The sequence below is a fragment of the Rhizobium sp. Root1204 genome, from assembly GCF_001424965.1.
In the GTDB taxonomy this organism is placed as follows: Bacteria; Pseudomonadota; Alphaproteobacteria; order Rhizobiales; family Rhizobiaceae; genus Pararhizobium.
Genome location: NZ_LMCZ01000040.1, coordinates 383,137 through 400,146 on the forward strand (window position 1 = coordinate 383,137; position 17,010 = coordinate 400,146).

Here is a 17,010-nt window from a genome sequence, read left to right on the forward strand (position 1 = left end):
AAGCCTTACCTCTCAGACCAGATGAATGCCGGCAGGATGAAATCGGGAACTGCGCCATGCTCGGCAAACAGCGCCTGGCGATCAGCGTCGGACGCGGTTTCGAGAATACCGGTCGTCACCAGGATCGATGCGAGCCCCGCCCCGGCGGCACCGGCAATATCGTGCTCGATGCTGTCACCGATGCAGCAGATTTTCTCCGCGAAAACGTCCCCCAGAAATTCACGCGCCGTTGTATAGATGTCGGCGAATGGCTTGCCGATCCAGCGCACGGTGCCCCCCAGATCTTCATAGAGTTCAGCAATACGCCCCGCCCCGAAGGCAGTACCGTCCTTCGTCAACATGATCTTGTCCGGGTTGGTGCACAGGCATGGCACACCCCGCGCGGCTGCGGGCGCCAGGAGCGTTTCGTAGAACGTCAGCGGATATGCATCACCTTCGCTTGCCGCCAAGAGGATGAAATCCGCATCCTCGCCGCGATCGGTCCGTGTCAGATCAAGCCCGTCCAGCGGTGAGGTATCGCCATCGCGGCTGATCAACAGACATTTGCGTGCGGTGTTTCCGGCCTCCTGCCGGATTTCGGCCTGAAGGATACGCCAGGCGACCTCGCCGGACGTCAAAAACCAGTCCCAGCTCTGCGGATCAAAACCAAGAGCGGCAAGGCGGCGGTCATTTTCCGCCGAACGTTTTCCCGAGTTCGACAGGATGATGATCATCTTGCCAGCCTGCTTCAGCCGCAGAAGTGTCTCCGCAGCGTGGGGATACGGCCCTTTACCATCCCGCAGCACGCCGAACTGATCGATCAGGAAGGCATCGAAACGCTCTTCGATCTCAGCTAGGCCCGATATTGTCAGTGGCCCGCCCTTCATAGCACGCCCGCCGCTTTCGCGCCGGTCAGGGCAAGTCGCGCCGTTCCCGCAGCCGCCTCTTCCGAAGCCACCGGCAGAAAGGCAATGGATATCTTCCGGTTGCGGATCGCCGTCCAGACCGCGTTCTTCGCACCACCGCCGACTGTGCGGATGGAACCCAAGGCCGGGCTGCCGAGCGACACCAGCCGCTGATAGGCTAAAGCCTCGACGCCCGCGATGCCCTCGAAGATCGCTTTCAGGAATTCGGCATCGCTTTGCGGCCGCGGCGTCATGCGCGGCTTCATCGCCGGGTCGTTGACCGGAAAGCGCTCACCATCCTTGATCAGCGGATAATAATCGAGCCCGGTATCCGTCGCCGGATCGATCTCCGCGGAAAGCGCTGCGATCCTCTCGTTGTCGAAATGGGCGGACAGCACCACGCCGCCGGTATTGGAAGCACCACCAGCCAGCCACATATCGCCGATCCGGTGGCTGTAGAGACCATATTCCGGCGCAAACAGCGGCCGGTCGGACAGCATCTTTACCGTGAGTGTCGTCCCAAGCGCGGAAACGGCATCGCCCGGCTGACCGGCACCGGTTGCCAGAAACGAAGCACAGCCATCCGTCGTCCCGGCGACGATGACGACATCATCCGCAAGGCCGAACGCACTCGCCGCCTCCTGGGAAATCCCGGCGATCGGTGCACCCGCAGGCAGCACGTCCGGGAGCAGATCGAGCCGCGCGCCCGTTGCCGCGATCCAGTCCGGCCAGCGGCGCGATACCGGATCGTAGCCGGTCTTCAGCGCGTTGTTCTCGTCGGAAACATCATAAAGCCCGGTGAAATGCCCGGCTAACCAATCCGCTTGATGAATAATCCGGAAAACGCCGGGAGTGGACTGAAACACCAGCGCTTTCGCCAACCCGGACGTCGCCCCATGCACCGCACTTTCCTTCGGCGCATGGGTGGAGATCCGGGCGAGAATATCCGCATCCTCGACCGGATCATTGTACATCATCGGCGCCGCCAACGGCGCGCCGTTTGGGCCGACTGGCAGCACGGTGCCAGAGGTGCCGTCAATCGCAATTGCCCGGACCCGTGTCCGGTCGATGGCACCAAGTACCTGCCCAAGCGCGGTCTGTACCGCTTGCCACCAAATCACGGGATCGCGATGGTCGGCGGAAAAATCGGCAAGTCTGGATGCCCCGGATGCGGCTATGTCGAAATCCGCATCCATTGCCACAGCGCGGGCGCCGGATGTACCGATATCAATACCGATCACCAAAGGCCTGTTTGCGGCACTGGTCATTGCAGCGTCTTTCCGGCCCGGTTCAGTTCCTGCCGGTATTTTTCCGCGTCCCACCCAAGCAACTCGGCATTCTCGGCATCCGTCAGATAGCGCAACCGCGCGCCTTCGTTGATACGGCCAAGGACGTCCGAGAGGCAACGGGCCATGGCCAGCGCGCCGGCCGTGACCTCCTTGGAGACCAGGACGCCCTTGCCTGGAAACAACAGTGCTGGCGGCACGGACACTCCCTCGCCGCGATGCCGTTCCTCGATCGCGGCGGCCGTTTCGCCGGGCGCTGCAACAAACGATCCGCGGCCGAGGAAGATGACATGGTCCGGATAAAGACTACCACCAGCGGCAATACGGCAGCTTGCCAGATCGGTCGCGGCATCATGGATCAGGCTGTCTTCCGGCAGCGCGAAATTGCTGCCGACGGCAAGCCGCGAGAGGGCCGCAAGGTCGGCGTCCGGCGCCTTGCGCCGTGGCAGGGCCAGCCTGTTTGAGACCTCAGCCAGTAACAATTCCGCCTCTGCAACGGTTTCGGCTGCCACGGCCAGCCCGTGATTGCCGAGGATTAGCACACTGGTATCCGGCCGAATCCGCGTGGCGATCGCCTTTGCCAGCGGCAGGCCGGGTCGTGCATAGGGCACGAACGCATGCGGAATACCCGATAGTTTCGATGCGGCAATGGTTTCGCCGTTGACCTGCACAGCGGTCGCGATCGTTTCGACACAATGCACGTGGATCACGACTTTCTGCGGCATCAGGGCGTGCACCGTCGTTTCGATCGAGGGGCGCAAACCGGATGGATTGCGGTCCGCGATGACGAAATCCTGTGCTTTCTCGGTCGAGGGATCATCACGCTCCAGCGCGTCGAGCAACGCATCGAGCGCCACCGGCACCATCACATCGCGCTGCCTTGCCTGCATCAGCCAAAGGCCCGACGCCTTGATCCACAGCGTGCCGCCCTCCTTGATCGAGGTATTGCCGCCAGCTGCCTGCACCAGCGCCGGATCGGCACCGACCCGGGCCGAGACATCCAGAAGGGCTTCGAATTCAGAACTTCTCACCATTGTCTCCGATATCGTTCAAGCCGCCTGCGACTGCCGCAGACACCAGGCGGCGAAAGCCTCGCGTTCTGCCGGCGTCATGTGCAATCCGTGTTTGGTGCGGCGCTCCAGAATGTCCTGCGGCGTCTGCGCCCATTCGGTTTCGATCAGGAACCGCGCTTCGCGTTCACGCAACAGCTTGCCGAAGGACGTACCGAGATCGTCGAGCGATACCGCGTTGCCGAGCAGGTCATGGGCGCGCGTGCCGTAGAGTCTTGCGTAATGCTTGGCCAAATCGGCCGGAAGCCAGCGATATCGCGCCCGCAGATCGCCGAGAAACTGATCGAAATCCGCCTTTGGCATATCGCCGCCAGGCAGGATACCTTTCGAGGTCCAACCCGGTTTCATCGACGGAAAGAACGGCCTGATCTTCTCCAGCGCATGTTCGGACAATTTGCGGAACGTGGTGATCTTGCCGCCGAACACGGAAAGCAGCGGCGCTTTTCCACTCTCCGCATCAACCTCGAAAATATAGTCCCGCGTTACGGCTGACGGATTTTCGGCATTGTCATCATAGAGCGGCCGCACGCCGGAGAAACTATGGACGATATCGCTTTCGGCGAGCTGCTGCTTGAAATAGCGGTTCACCGATTTGATCAGATAATCGATCTCGTTGGCATCGGCTTTCACATCTTCCGGCCGGCCGTCATAGGGAATATCGGTGGTGCCGATCAGCGCCAGATCATTTTCGTAAGGGTTGATGAAGATCACCCGCTTGTCCGGGTTCTGGACGAGATAGGCCTGCCGACCCTCCCAGAATTTCGGCACGATGATATGGCTGCCCTTGACGAGCCGGACATTGCGGCGGGAATTCAGCCCGGCAATACGGCCGATGACATCGTTGACCCATGGCCCTGCGGTATTGACGACGCATCGCGCCTTCAGTTCGCTCTTGCGGCCCGTGCCGGCCTGAGTCATCTCGATATCCCAGAGATCGCCATTGCGGCGCACCGACGTGCAGGCAGTTCTCGTGTAGACTTTGGCGCCACGCTGCTTGGCATCCAGCGCATTGAGCAGCACCAGCCGGGCATCATCCACCCAGCAATCGGAATATTCGAACGCCTTGCGATAGTCCGTCTTGACCGGCGCGCCCTCCGGCGCCGTGCGCAGGTCAAGCGTGCGCGTACCGGGCAACCGCTTGCGGCCGCCCAGATGATCATAGAGAAACAGACCGAGACGAACGAGCCAGGCCGGGCGGTCGGACGAGCTGTGCGGCAACACGAAGCGCATCGGCCAGATGATATGCGGCGCGGATTCGAGCAGCACCTCGCGCTCGATCAAGGCCTCGCGCACCAGCCGGAACTCGTAATACTCGAGGTAACGCAACCCGCCATGCACAAGCTTTCCGGATCGCGAACTGGTGCCCTGCGCCAGATCATCTTTTTCGCAAAGAACGACGGACATGCCCCGCCCTGCCGCATCGCGGGCAATGCCTGCCCCATTGATACCGCCGCCGATGATAAACAGGTCGATGATGCCGGCTTCAGCACTCACGATCGTTTCTCCTGCAATCCGTAACTCGCAAAGCCCTTCCGGACACCGGCAATTTCCTCTGCCGAAAGCACGACCGGGCCGCCGATCAACAAGGCATGGTAATATTGCTTGGCAATGGTTTCGAGCTCGACCGCCGCCCACATCGCCTTTTCAAGGCTTGCTCCGGTGGCCAGCATGCCGTGATTGGCCATCAGGCAGGCGGTACGGCCCTCCATCGCCTTAAGAATATTGTCCGAAAGCTCCTTGGTCCCATAGCGCGCATAGTCGCAGACTTTCACGTCGTCGCCACCAAAGGCGGCAATCATGTAGTGACAGGCCGGGATCGGCTTGTGGGCGATGGCAAGGATGGTCGAATAGATCGCATGCGTGTGGATGACCGCATGAACCTCTGGCCGGCTCTTCATGATATCGAGATGAAAGCGCCATTCCGTCGAAGGTTTGCGCGGGCCATCCCAGGCGCCGTATTCGCCCTCCAGCGGCAACGAGGCGATCATGTCCGGCGTCATCTCATCATAGGGCGCTGCCGACGGGGTGATCAGCATCCGGTCTTCATAGCGCGCGCTGATGTTGCCGGATGTTCCCTGATTGATGCCAAGCGCATTCATCTTACGGCAATGGTCGATGATCGACTGGCGAACGTAATTCTCTGTCATCGTCCTGCCCTCAGCACGGGTTGACCGGCGGCAGGCCGGCGATATAGCGGCGCACCTCTTCGGCCGCCATCTCGGCGGCATAGGTGACGGTGCGTACCGAAGCCCCGGCAATATGCGGTGTCAGCGTTACGTTCGGCAGTTGCAAGAGCGGCCAGTCCTCCGGCACCGGCTCGACGGCGAACGTTTCGAGCATTGCAGACCCGAGCGGGCCATTCACCAAGGCCTCGTACAGGGCATCATAATCGCAAAGCGGCCCACGCGCCGTATTCACGAAGATCGCTCCCGGCTTCATCTTCGCAAAGCTCTCGGCATTCATCATATGCCGTGTCTCTTCCGACACCCGCGAATGCAGCGTCACGACATCGGAGCGTGACAACAGATCGTCGAAACTGACATGCTCGACACCCGCGTTGCGGTCATCGGCCGAGAGTTGGACATAGGGATCATAGACCACAACCTTGGTTCCAAACGCCCGCAGCAGCCGCACCACCTTGGTGCCGATATTGCCGTAGCCGACGACACCAACCGTCATTTCGGAAAGTTCGCGGCCGGTCTTGTCGGCGCGGTAAAGCTCTCCGCGCCATTCCCCCTTGCGCAGGGACTCGTGACCGGAGCGGATCAGCCGGGTTTCGGCAAGGATGGCGCCGAGTGTAAATTCGGCAACCGCACTGGCATTGCGGCCGGGCGTGTTGACCACCAGAACCTTGGCGTCCCGCGCGGCGCTCATGTCGATATTGACCGGTCCACCGCGCGACACTGCGATGAACTTCAGGCCAGGAAGCTGGGAAAACATGCCGCGGGAAAACGGCGCCAACTGAGTGATGACCATCTCAGCGTCACCAACGAACTCGACGATGTCGTCGGCCTTGCCGACATATTCCTTCAGGCCGTCCATGCCCTCGACGGCATAGCCGTGCTCCATCGGCTCATCCGGCCAGGGCTGTTCGAGAAGCCGGATATCATGCCCGTCGCCACAAGCTTCCACGACTTTGTCGCGAAAGACCGTTGGCAGCATGAACCGGTCTCCAATGATGGCGATTTTCTTCATTTCAGTCTTTCCTGTTCAGTTGCCGGGGCGGTGCCGTGGGAAAGGGCGTGCCAGACCGGACGAAGGGACAGGCGCGATTGCCTGTAGAGTGGAAACGCCGCGTTGAAACGCGCCGCCATGGCTGTGTCGGCCGGTTCCGCCGGCCGCTGATAGGGGGTGACCCATTGCTTGACGCAGTCTTCCATCGAGCCGTAGATGCCGAGCGAAACGGCGGCGATCATCGCCGTGCCGGCAGCGCCCGCCTCTTCGCGCTCGCTGGTCTGCACCGATGAGCCGAGCGCGCCGCCGAGAATGCGCCGCAAGGATGCGCTGCGCGCCGCGCCGCCGGTCAGCCGCACCCGCGACGGCAGCGGTCCCATCTCGACGTAGCAATCACGCGACGCCATCGCGAGACCGTTGAAGACGGCACGGACCATGTCGGCAAAGCCGTGGTTCAGATCGAGCCCGATGAAAGACGCCCGCGCCGAGGCATCGACAAACGGACCGCGCTCGCCTGCCTCGGAAATATAGGGATGGAACAGCAGCGAGGTTTCCTTGGATTCCGACAGCCAGCCTTCGACATGACCGAGCAGTTCGGCCTTGCTCTTGTCGATACCCATGCCCTTGAGCACGCTGCCCGCAAGCGACAGTATCCAGTCGATGTTCAGTGTCGCCGCCATGTTCGACTGCATCTGCGCATAATGGCCCTCAATCGGCAGGCACATCGTGTAACCGGTCAGATCCCTGTTGAGCTGGACATCATCGGCGCTCTTTGCCAGCCGCATATGCATGCCGGTCGAACCGATGATGGAGCAACCGGTATCGGTTCCCGGTTCGTAGAGACCGGCGCCGAGCGACGTGCAGACGACATCGACGTAACCGAGCACGACGGGCGTTCCGGCCAGAAGCCCGGTCAAAGCTGCCGCGGCGTCGCCTAAAGCATGCTGTGTCACCGCACCATCGACGATCTCCGGCAGCAGGTAGCGTTGTTTGCGCAGGTCGAGAAAGTCTATGACATCCTCGGAATACTGCCGGGTACGGAAATCTCCGAAGGTAAAGTTGGCCTCGGAAGGATCGGTCGCGCGCTTTCCGGTCAGCTTGAAATAGAGCCAGTCCTTGCAATGAAACCCTGTTGTCGCGCCATAGATCATCTCCGGTGCGTTTTCCAGAATCCACCGAAGCTGCGAGCCCATCTGGCAGGCGGCAAGACCTGAACCGGTATGGGAAAAGCGGGCGGCATCACCCCTGTCCTGCCGCAGCCGCTCCACCGTATCGCCGGCGCGGGCATCAAGCCAAAGCCAGCCCTTGCCGACAGGGTCGCCGTTCTTGTCGATCAGCCAAGTGCCATCGCCTTGGCCCGTCACCGATATCGCCGCAACCCGGCTGGCAAGATTTTCGACCTTGCCAGCGAGATCGGCAAGCGTCTTTGCAGTATCAGCCCAGGTCCGGTCGAGGTCCTGCACAACGCCCTTACCGCCTTCGCTTTCATAGCTGTTGGCGATGGCGCAAGCCGCGATCTGCTTGCCGCCAAGATCGAAAGCGACGGACTTAATGACGGAGGTTCCCGCATCGATCCCGATCAGGATATCGCGCATCAGGCAAGCTCCTGCCCATGGCTGATCGCCTTGCCGCTATCGCCGTCGAACACATGCAGGCTCGATGGGTCAAGGCGGATACCGACATTCTCGCCGATCGCCAGGTTCGTCCGGTCATGCTCGACCAGCACCATCGTGCCGCCGGCAAAATCAGTGGCGATATGCGTCTGGTCCCCAAGCCACTGGTTGACCGCCACTTTCGCGCCGACCCCGCCCTCACTGCGGCGAACCGCATAGGGCCGGATGCCAAGCACGACCTTGCTGCGCTTCATCAGTTCGGCCCGCACTTCATGGGAAAAGTCAGACGCCTTGTAATCGAGCTTGACACCGTCGTTGAGGCCGAAAGAGACCGTATCGCCAGACCCTGAAATCCCCGCAGAAAATACGTTCATCGGCGGTTCGCCAACGAAAGTGCCGGTAAACAGGTTGGCCGGACGCTCCTTGATCATCTGCGGCGTATCGAATTGCTGGAGTACGCCACCCTCCATGACGGCGATCCGGTCGGCCAGCGCATTGGCTTCCGTCTGGTCGTGGGTGACGAGAATAGCGGTCAGTCCGCGTTCCTTGATGAAATGTTTGATACGGCCGCGCAAAAGTGCGCGCAACTGCGGCTCCAGCTGCCCCATCGGCTCATCGAGCAGATGCAGGTCGGCATCCCGGATCAGCGCCCGGCCGAGCGATGCACGCTGCTGCTGGCCGCCCGAGATCGAGCTTGGATAGCGGCCCATGATATCCTCGATCTCCAGCAACTTGGCGATACTGGCGACCTTCTCATCGACGACACTCTGCGACAGCCTAGAGGCCTTCAGCGCGAAGGCAATGTTTTCACGCACGGTCAGCGGCGGGTAGAGCGAGTAGCCCTCGAACGCCATGGCGACGTTGCGCTTGACGGGAGCGAAGGTCTGAACCTCGCGTCCCTTCATCGAAATCGTGCCGCGCGACACGGCTTCGAAACCAGCGACCATGCGCAATGTCGAGGTCTTTCCACAGCCGGACGAGCCGAGAAGCGCGATGATCTCTCCCTTTTTCACGTCCATGTTCAGCTGTTTGACAGCATGGACGCCATGATCGATCGGGCCATAGAACTTGTCGACGCCCTTGATGAACAGTGCGGTCTCGCTCATGCCGCTTCTCCATTGCGTGTCATCGGGGTTGCGGCGGAACGGATCAGCCCGCCACTCTCCTTGTCGAACAGGAAGGCCGCCCGTCCGTTGACGGCGATATGGGCGGGGCCGGAGACCGGGCCGGGCGTCCCCGCCGGGCGCGACACCAGGATTTCCCGGCCACGTGCGGTCAGGACCAGCGTTACCGTCTTTTCATTGAGCGGCGTTTCGGCTTCCACCGTCACCGGAATAGCCCCCGGCGCACCAGCATCCGTAAAGGCTATGGCTTCGGGCCGAAGGCCGATGACGCAGGCTCTTCCGGCAACGTCCGCCGGCATGCCGGGCAAAACCACCTTCACGTTCGAAAGCTCGACATGGATACCCTCCGGTCCGGCTTTCGGCGTTACATCCAGGAGGTTGATGGTCGGATCGCCGAACAGTCGGGCGATCTCGATATCGGCCGGTGTATTGTAGATATCCTCCGGCGTGCCGATCTGGCGGATACGGCCCTGTGACATGACCGCGATGCGGTCGCCGAGCGCCATGGCCTCCTTGTAATCCTGCGTCACGTAGACAACCGTGGCACCCTGCGCGGCCAGCAGTCGTGGCAATTCCAAACGCATCTCGAAACGCAGCTTGGCGTCGACATTGCGCAAGGGATCATCCAGCAACAGCAGCGGCGGCGAACCTGCCAGCGCGCGGGCCAGCGCCGTGCGCTGTTTCTGTCCATTCGACAGCGCCTTTGGATGATGGGACAGCACGTGGTCGATCTTGAGCAGCTTGGCGACCTTATGCACGCCCGCCGAGATGGCGTCCTTCGTCGAATTCGTCGCCGTCAGCGGGCTGGCAATATTGTCGAAGGCACTCATATGTGGAAACAGCGCGAAATTCTGGAAGGCCATGCCGATGCCGCGATGCTCGGCATCGATATCGGAGACATCCTCGCCGCCGATCAGGATCTGCCCCTCTTCAGGATCGATCACACCGGCAACCAGCCGGAGCAGCACCGTCTTGCCCGCACCCGATGGGCCAAACAGCACCAGCGTTTCGCCATCGGCCACATCCAGCGACAGGTTGTCGAGGACCGTGTTGGTCTTGTAGCGCTTGACGATGTTTTTAAGCTGAAGTGTTGTCATGATTTATCCCTTCACCGCGCCAAGCGACAGGCCTTCGACAAGATAGCGCTGGGCGTAGAGTGCAAGTGCAAGTGTCGGCGTCACCGACAGCACGATGGCCGAGGCAATCTGGCCGTATTGGATGCCGGAAGACGTGACGAAGGCAAGCGCGCCCACGGTCACCGGCTGCTTGTCAGCCGAGGCCAGCACCAGCGCGAAGACAAAATTGTTCCAGGCGAAGATGAAGGCCAACAGACCGGCAGCCGCAATCCCCGGTCCTGCCAGCGGCAGGGCGATCTTGCGAAAGGTGGCAAACCACGAATGCCCTGCGATCCGGTAGGCATATTCGACGTCGGCCGAGATATCCTCGAAATAGCCGCGGACGATCCACAGGATGAGCGGTAGGCAGATCAGCTGGTAAACCCAGATCAGTCCGAAATAGGTGTCCGATAGCCCGAGCCACTGGAAATACTGGGTCAGCGGCAGGAGCACGAGCAGCGGCGGTGCGAACCGGAAGGACAAAAGCGTGAAAGCAATGTCTTCCGAGCCCTTGAACTTGTGGCGGGCAAAGGCATAGGCGGCCGGCACGCCAAGGACGAGCGCCAGGGCGACCGAGGTCACCGAGAGGAAGATCGAGTTGCCGAGATTGCGCATGAAGGCGATGTCGAGCGTGCCGGCTGCCGTCGTCAGCTTGCCGGTGATTAGTGCCGCATAGTTCGACAGCGTCGGCGTGAAGATCACCGATGGCGGGATCGCCAGGATCGTCTCGTTGGTCTGGAACGACATCAGGAAGATCCAGAAGATCGGGAACATGAAGAAGATGACGACGAGCGAGAGCGCGATCAGCCGCAGGGTCTTTTCGAGCGTGGATGTGGTTTCCATGGTTTTCCCCTCACGCTTCGCCGCGGGCGCGTTCGCGCAGCCGCAGCCAGTTCTTGATGAAGATATTGGAGAGCAGGTAGGTGATCGCCCAGAGGATGACCATCAGCGCCGCGGAGCGCCCGACATTGGTCGACTGGAAGAAGTTGAGATAGGCTTCCACCTGGAAAACGGTCAGCGTATTGCCTGGCCCCCCTTGCGTCATCGCGTAGATGATATCGAACTGCTGGATACTGTCGAGCAGACGGAACAACGTGGCCGTCAGGATATAGGGCGTCAGCATCGGTAGCGTAATGCGGAAGAACACGAAGGTCCGTGGCACGCCATCCAGGGCTGCCGCCTCGAACGGCTGGGTCGGCAGCGAGCGCAGGCCCGCCAGCAAAAGGATCATGATGAAGGGTGTATAGACCCAGATATCGACGAGAACGACGGTCAACAGCGCCGTGCTCGGGGAAGATGCCCAGCGGAAATCATGCAGGCCGATCAGGCTGGCGAGGTAGCTGAGGATGCCGAAGCTCGGGTTGGTCATCAGCTTCCACATCAGCGCGGCCAGCGCTGGCGCGATCATCAATGGCAGAAGCAGCATGATCGAGATGAAGTTGTTGACCGTCGAGCGGCGCTGCAGAAGAAGCGCAATACCGAGACCGAGCAACAACTCCAGCGTCACCGTGATCCCGGCATAAAGCAGCGAGACTTTCAGCGTGTTCCAGAAGGCCGGATCGGTAAAAAAGTTGAGATAGTTTTCACCCCAGTTGAACTGCCGCGCCCAGGGCTGGCTGAGCCGGTAGCGCTGGAAGGAATAAATCACGGCCGTGATGAAGGGGATCAGGATGCCGATGCAGACGAGCAGGGCAGGCAGGCTCAGCACATAAGGCAGCATCTTCCGGCTGATGCGGAAACCTGAAGCCGGTTTGCGGAGGGTTGCTGTTGAAGCCATGTCGAGCTCCGTTCTTTGTCTTTGAAGAAAGCGCGCGGCACGCGGTTTGTCCCGCGCCAGTCCATCGGCATCTCACGTTGTCTCAAGGCGGCTGTCAGCCGGTGTGCGGGTGCCCGGCGCTCTATTGAGCGCCGGGCTCTGCTTGGGAGGCAGATCAGCCGAGACCGGCTTCCTTCAGCTGGCGATCGATGCTCTCGACCAGCTGGTCGAGACCTTCGTCGACAGGAACTTCCTTGGCGACCATCTTCTGCAATGTCGCCGCCCATTCGGTGGTGACATCGAAGAACAATGGCTGCGGGGTGAACTTGATCGAAGCGCCGGCCGCCGATGCGTCGAACATGTCGACATAACCCGGATACTTGTTCAGCTTGGTCCGGAAGGCTTCGTCCTTCCAGACCGACTGGCGGACCGGATCGACAAAATCCATCTTGGTGGCGCCGAAGATCGCATGCTCCGGACCGGTCGCCCATTGCAGGAAGTACCAGGTGGCGTCCTTGTCCTTGGAGAAATTGGACATGGCAAGCGACCAGATCCAGATGTTTGGCGTCGAGGCCGTCGCATCCGGGTTGGCGGTGAAGGCGGCATAAGACAGCTGTCCGGCCATCTTGTTGTCGCCGCCGTTCATGAAGTAGCCCAGGCAATCGGCGTCGAAAATCATCGCCGAGGCACCGGCGCCGAGATCGGTACCGACCTGATACCAGGTATAGGTCGACCAATCCTTCGGGCCGCTTTCCTGGATCATCTGCACCCATTTGGCGTGGAAGGCCTTGGAGCCTGCCGTTCCCATCGCTGCCGACAGCTTGCCGTCGGTGACGTTCAGGTCCTTCTCGTTGAAGTTCGAGTAGGCGGACAGGAAGCCCGGATGGATCGTCGCCCAGGAGCGCGAGCCACGCACGCCGATACCGTAGATACCGCCGACATCCTTCTGCAACTTGGCCGCCACGGAAATCATGTCATCGAGGTTCTTCGGCACGGAAACACCGGCCTTGTCGAACATCGACTTGTTATAGGTGATGTTGTTCTGCTCGAACGCCCACGGAATGCACCACTGCTTAGCGTCGTCCGAACCCAGCGCGCCGCCGGGCTGGCCGTTCCAGGCGCAGGAATTCTTCACGCCCGGCAGGAAGTCGTCCCAGGCGTAGTTTGGGTTGGTCTTTTCCGGATCGTTGATCCATTCCTTGAGGTCGGTGATCCAGCCGGCCGGACCATAGGTCCAGGTCATGTAGGCGCCGGTCATGAACGCATCATATTCGGTGGAGCCGGATGACAGGGCAGCGGTCACCTTGTCGAAATAGACGTCTTCCGGAAACACGTCATACTTGACGTCGATGCCGGTCAGGTCCTTGAACGACTGCAGGTTGGCAATCATCGCATCGGCATAGGGATGCTTGTTCAAAAGCAGCTTTACGGTCTTGCCGGAATGTTTCTTCCAGTCGAAATCGGCAGCCATTGCCCTGGTGGACATCATGTTGAGCAGCGTGCCCGCCGCACCAGCCGTAACGCCCATGGCGCCGAGGCCCTTCAGCATTCCGCGGCGGTCCACCTCTCCACGCAGGAATGCACTGATCAGGTCTTTCTCTTTCTCATGCATTGGTCTTCTCCTCCTTCACGGGCAAAACATGCTCAATCCATTGAGCCGTACCGGCTTACCCGACCGGTATTTCCTCCAGATCGCAGCGCGTGCACCCCGCGGCACGGTGCCGGACGGGATGCAGCTGCGAAAGGCTTGAACCGAACCACTCCCCGGATCAGTCGCAAGCCGTCACTCCCTATGCGGGACAGCGCCGTTTCAGGCGGCATCCTCCATCAATGTCTGCGCCGTCTTCTCGTCGGTGATCAGCCCGCTCAGAAACCGGCTTTCCAGCACGGCACGAATGGCGCGCGCCTTCACCTTGCCGCCGGCAACAGCGACCGTACGGCGGTTTTTCAGGTCCTCACGGCTCAGCGTGAATGTGCGGTTCGATAGCGACGTCTCGATCGGCTGGCCCCTGTCGTCGAAGAAATGGCCAAGCAATTCGCCGGCACCACCACCATTCTTGATTTCCTCGATCTCGCTCTTTTCGATCATGCCGGTGGAGACCAGCGATGCTTCGCGCTCGACCGTGCCGATGCCAACCAGCAAAAGGTCGGCGCTGCTGGCAAGATCGAACACTTCGCGCACGCCGCGCTGATTGAACAGAACATCGCGATCCTCGACGGTATTGGCAAAGAACGGCACCGGCATCACATAGGCCTCCGCCCCCGTGCGCTCGGCCAGCCGGTGGATAACGTCATGGGGATTGGCGGAAAACCGGCGGGTCAGGCCACCGAGCAGCGAGACGAAGCGGACGTCGTGATTGGTGGTGCGCGGCAGATATTCGACGCAAGCGGCCAGTGTGCGGCCATGCCCCATGCCGATCAGCACCGGTCCCTCTTTCTCGATCTCCCGCTTGAGGAACTGCGCACCGGAGATACCGAGCGCTTTCAGCGGCAGGTCCTCCGGATCGAAATCAGGAACGACTTCACAATAGTCGAGGCCATAACGCGCCGACAGTTTCTGCTCCAGTTCAACGCATTCGGAGACTTCGCCGTCGATATAGACCTTCACCAGACCTTCCTGGTTGGCCTTGGTGATCAGACGATGGGCTTTCAGCGATGTCAGACCGAGGCGCTTGGCAACTTCGGACTGGGTCAATCCACCGGCATAGTGCAGCCATGCTGCACGCGTCGCCATGCTTGACTCATCGTCCTTGAAGGAGCCACCGCCCTGAACCATACCCCGCCTCCCGTTCCTGCTATTTTTTTCACTAGGTGATATTTTTATCTGTTGATGAAAGAATTTTCACGCAATGAAAAATTTGTCAAGCACGTTCGATGCGGCGGCGCACCAATTCGATATGCACCTGCAGCCTTAAAGAGCGTGACTGTGGACAAACGCAAAGCGCGCCCGGTTGCCCGGACGCGCTGGAAAAAAGAGAGGCGTGGAAGACTAGGCTTACGCCTCGGTCTTTTTCATCAGCCGGGCTTGCAGTACCACAACGACGAGAAGGAAAGAGCCGCGGATAACGGACTGCCAGTAGGCCGAGAGCGAAATCCAGCCGAGACCGTTTTCAAAATTGAGGACGTTGAACACCATGGCGAGCAGCAGTGCCCCCGCCAGCGTCGCGCCGACCGAACCGGAGCCGCCGGTCAGCAACGTACCGCCGACCACGACAGAAGCAATAGCAAACAGTTCCCAGCCCACGCCCTCTGTCGGCTGCCCCGCGCCGAACTGCGAGGCAAGGATAACCCCGGCAAGACCGGCAAGCAGACCGGACAGCGCATAGACGGCAAAAAGCGTTTTTTCGACCTTTAATCCCATCAGATTGGCCGTCGCCTCACCATCACCGATCGCCAGCACATGCCGCCCGGCAGGATGCCGCTCCAGAAAGACCCAGCCGAGCACATAGGCGAGCGCGGCAATCCAGGCAGGAATCGGAAATCCGAGAAAATCGTCCTGCCCGATCATCGTGAATCCGGTGTCATAGGACACCGAAACAGACTGGTTGTTGGCCAGCAGCAACGCTGTCCCGTAGGCAGCCAGCATCATTGCCAGCGTTGCGATAAACGGCTGGATCCGCATCCGGGTGATGATCAGGCCATTGATTGCGCCAGCAATCAGCCCGGCAACCATACCGCCGGCCAATCCCGGAAACCATCCATACGGCGACAGATAGGCGGCAACCACGCTCGCCATCGCCGCCACGCCGCCGACCGAAAGGTCGATGCCGCCGGTGATGATGACAAAGGCCATGCCGAGCGCGATCAGCGCGAACATCGAATTGTAGCGCAGGAAACTCAGGATGTTGAACGGCGAGATGAAATTGTCATAGCGCAGCGCGCCGAACAGGATCAGGCCCGCCAGCGCCAGAAGCACGCCGAGGCGGGCGAAGTCGCCGGAGGATTTGGCCATGAAGGGCCGCGAGAGGGTTTTCAGCATGGAGGTCATATCCGTTATGCCTTGGCACGTTGCTGGATGAAGACGGCGACGACGATCAGGCCTGCCTTGACGATCAATGCCGCCGCATCCGGCACGCCGTTGGCAAGAAGCGTATAGCGCACCAGCTGGATGACGAAGGCGCCCAACACCGTGCCGACGATATTGGCCCGGCCGCCCGTCAGCAGCGAGCCGCCAACGGCAACCGCGGCGATGGCATCAAGCTCCATCCCGAGCCCAACCAGATTGGCGTCGCTCGCCGAATTGCGGGCAACGACGATCAGCCCGGCAACACCGGCGAGAGCACCACTGACAATGTAGACAAAGGTTTTGACCCGCCGCACCGGAATACCTGTCAGCCGCGCCGCCTTCTCGTTACCACCGACGGCGATGATCTGGCGGCCGATGACCGTGTAGCGGATCAGGCAATGAGCGAGCACCGCGACAATGATCATGATGATCACCTGCGCCGGAATACCGGCGATACGGCCCATGGCGATGAACTGGAAATCCGGGTTCTTGAAAACCTGCAGATTGCCGTTGGTGGCGACCTGGGCAATTCCCCGCCCCGCAATGAACAAGACAAGTGTGGCAATGATCGGCTGGATCGAAAACCGCGTCACCAGCACCCCGTTGAACCAGCCAAATGCCATGACCAGCAGAACCGGGAGGATGAACGAGAGAAGAATGAGAATGCCCATGTTCTCGATCGGCAGCACCTTGCCCATGAAGATCATCGGTGCAACTGTACCCGCAATCGCCATGAGAGACCCGACCGACAAATCGATGCCACCGGTGGCGATCACCAATGTCATCCCAACGGCGACGATGACGATGGTTGCCACCTGCGTCAGGTTGACGTTGAGCGTCTGCCAGGAAAGGAAGTTCGGCGTGACGATCAGGTTGAACAGCACGAGCAGGATGAAGGCTGCAAATGTGCCGTAACGGCTGAGAAACTGCGCCATATTGGGGCGGGCGGCACGCTCTCCTGGAGCGGATGTATCGATCGTCG

15 protein-coding genes are annotated in these 17,010 nt (G+C 60.7%); all 15 read right to left on the minus strand.

The genetic code is table 11. From position 1 onward, the window contains the following. Nucleotides 1-5: 5 nt before the first annotated feature. On the minus strand, nt 6-866 hold the full coding sequence (locus tag ASC96_RS26230; RefSeq protein WP_060505973.1) for a TIGR01459 family HAD-type hydrolase: 861 nt from the start codon (nt 864-866) through the stop codon (nt 6-8). Further along, nucleotides 863-2,152, minus strand: coding sequence for an FGGY-family carbohydrate kinase (locus ASC96_RS26235; RefSeq protein ID WP_060505974.1), 1,290 nt, complete (start codon nt 2,150-2,152; stop codon nt 863-865). Before ASC96_RS26235 ends, ASC96_RS26230 begins: the two co-directional genes overlap by 4 nt. Further along, entirely contained in the window at nt 2,149-3,204 is a 1,056-nt protein-coding gene (locus tag ASC96_RS26240; protein ID WP_060505975.1) for a class II aldolase/adducin family protein, read from the minus strand. Before ASC96_RS26240 ends, ASC96_RS26235 begins: the two co-directional genes overlap by 4 nt. A gap of 15 nt (nt 3,205-3,219) precedes the next feature. After that, the gene (locus ASC96_RS26245) at nt 3,220-4,734 is read right to left on the minus strand and encodes a glycerol-3-phosphate dehydrogenase (protein WP_060505976.1); all 1,515 of its coding nucleotides are present in this window, start codon (nt 4,732-4,734) and stop codon (nt 3,220-3,222) included. Beyond that, nucleotides 4,731-5,387, minus strand: a complete 657-nt coding sequence (locus ASC96_RS26250) for a class II aldolase/adducin family protein (RefSeq protein ID WP_060505977.1) — start codon at nt 5,385-5,387, stop codon at nt 4,731-4,733. Before ASC96_RS26250 ends, ASC96_RS26245 begins: the two co-directional genes overlap by 4 nt. Nucleotides 5,388-5,397: 10 nt before the next feature. Continuing rightward, the gene (locus ASC96_RS26255; protein ID WP_060505978.1) at nt 5,398-6,435 is read right to left on the minus strand and encodes a 2-hydroxyacid dehydrogenase; all 1,038 of its coding nucleotides are present in this window, start codon (nt 6,433-6,435) and stop codon (nt 5,398-5,400) included. Next, the gene (locus ASC96_RS26260) at nt 6,432-8,009 is read right to left on the minus strand and encodes an FGGY-family carbohydrate kinase (protein ID WP_060505979.1); all 1,578 of its coding nucleotides are present in this window, start codon (nt 8,007-8,009) and stop codon (nt 6,432-6,434) included. The genes ASC96_RS26255 and ASC96_RS26260 overlap by 4 nt, the downstream gene beginning before the upstream one ends. Beyond that, on the minus strand, nt 8,009-9,133 hold the full coding sequence (locus ASC96_RS26265; protein WP_060505980.1) for an ABC transporter ATP-binding protein: 1,125 nt from the start codon (nt 9,131-9,133) through the stop codon (nt 8,009-8,011). The genes ASC96_RS26260 and ASC96_RS26265 overlap by 1 nt, the downstream gene beginning before the upstream one ends. Then, complete coding sequence (locus ASC96_RS26270) at nt 9,130-10,248, minus strand: ABC transporter ATP-binding protein (protein ID WP_060505981.1); 1,119 nt, start codon at nt 10,246-10,248, stop codon at nt 9,130-9,132. The genes ASC96_RS26265 and ASC96_RS26270 overlap by 4 nt, the downstream gene beginning before the upstream one ends. A 3-nt stretch (nt 10,249-10,251) precedes the next feature. Further along, nucleotides 10,252-11,109 (minus strand): carbohydrate ABC transporter permease, encoded by an 858-nt coding sequence (locus tag ASC96_RS26275; RefSeq protein WP_060505982.1) that lies wholly within the window; start codon nt 11,107-11,109, stop codon nt 10,252-10,254. Between the two features lie 10 nt (nt 11,110-11,119). Beyond that, complete coding sequence (locus ASC96_RS26280; protein ID WP_060505983.1) at nt 11,120-12,043, minus strand: sugar ABC transporter permease; 924 nt, start codon at nt 12,041-12,043, stop codon at nt 11,120-11,122. A gap of 154 nt (nt 12,044-12,197) precedes the next feature. Continuing rightward, nucleotides 12,198-13,634: an extracellular solute-binding protein gene (locus ASC96_RS26285; RefSeq protein WP_060505984.1), complete on the minus strand. Its 1,437-nt coding sequence runs from the start codon at nt 13,632-13,634 to the stop codon at nt 12,198-12,200. Nucleotides 13,635-13,832: 198 nt separating this feature from the next. After that, nucleotides 13,833-14,798: a sugar-binding transcriptional regulator gene (locus ASC96_RS26290; RefSeq protein ID WP_060505985.1), complete on the minus strand. Its 966-nt coding sequence runs from the start codon at nt 14,796-14,798 to the stop codon at nt 13,833-13,835. A gap of 219 nt (nt 14,799-15,017) precedes the next feature. Then, nucleotides 15,018-16,010, minus strand: coding sequence for an ABC transporter permease (locus tag ASC96_RS26295; protein ID WP_060505986.1), 993 nt, complete (start codon nt 16,008-16,010; stop codon nt 15,018-15,020). 5 nt (nt 16,011-16,015) lie between these two features. Beyond that, on the minus strand, nt 16,016-16,963 hold the full coding sequence (locus ASC96_RS26300; RefSeq protein WP_244482335.1) for an ABC transporter permease: 948 nt from the start codon (nt 16,961-16,963) through the stop codon (nt 16,016-16,018). Nucleotides 16,964-17,010: the final 47 nt, after the last annotated feature.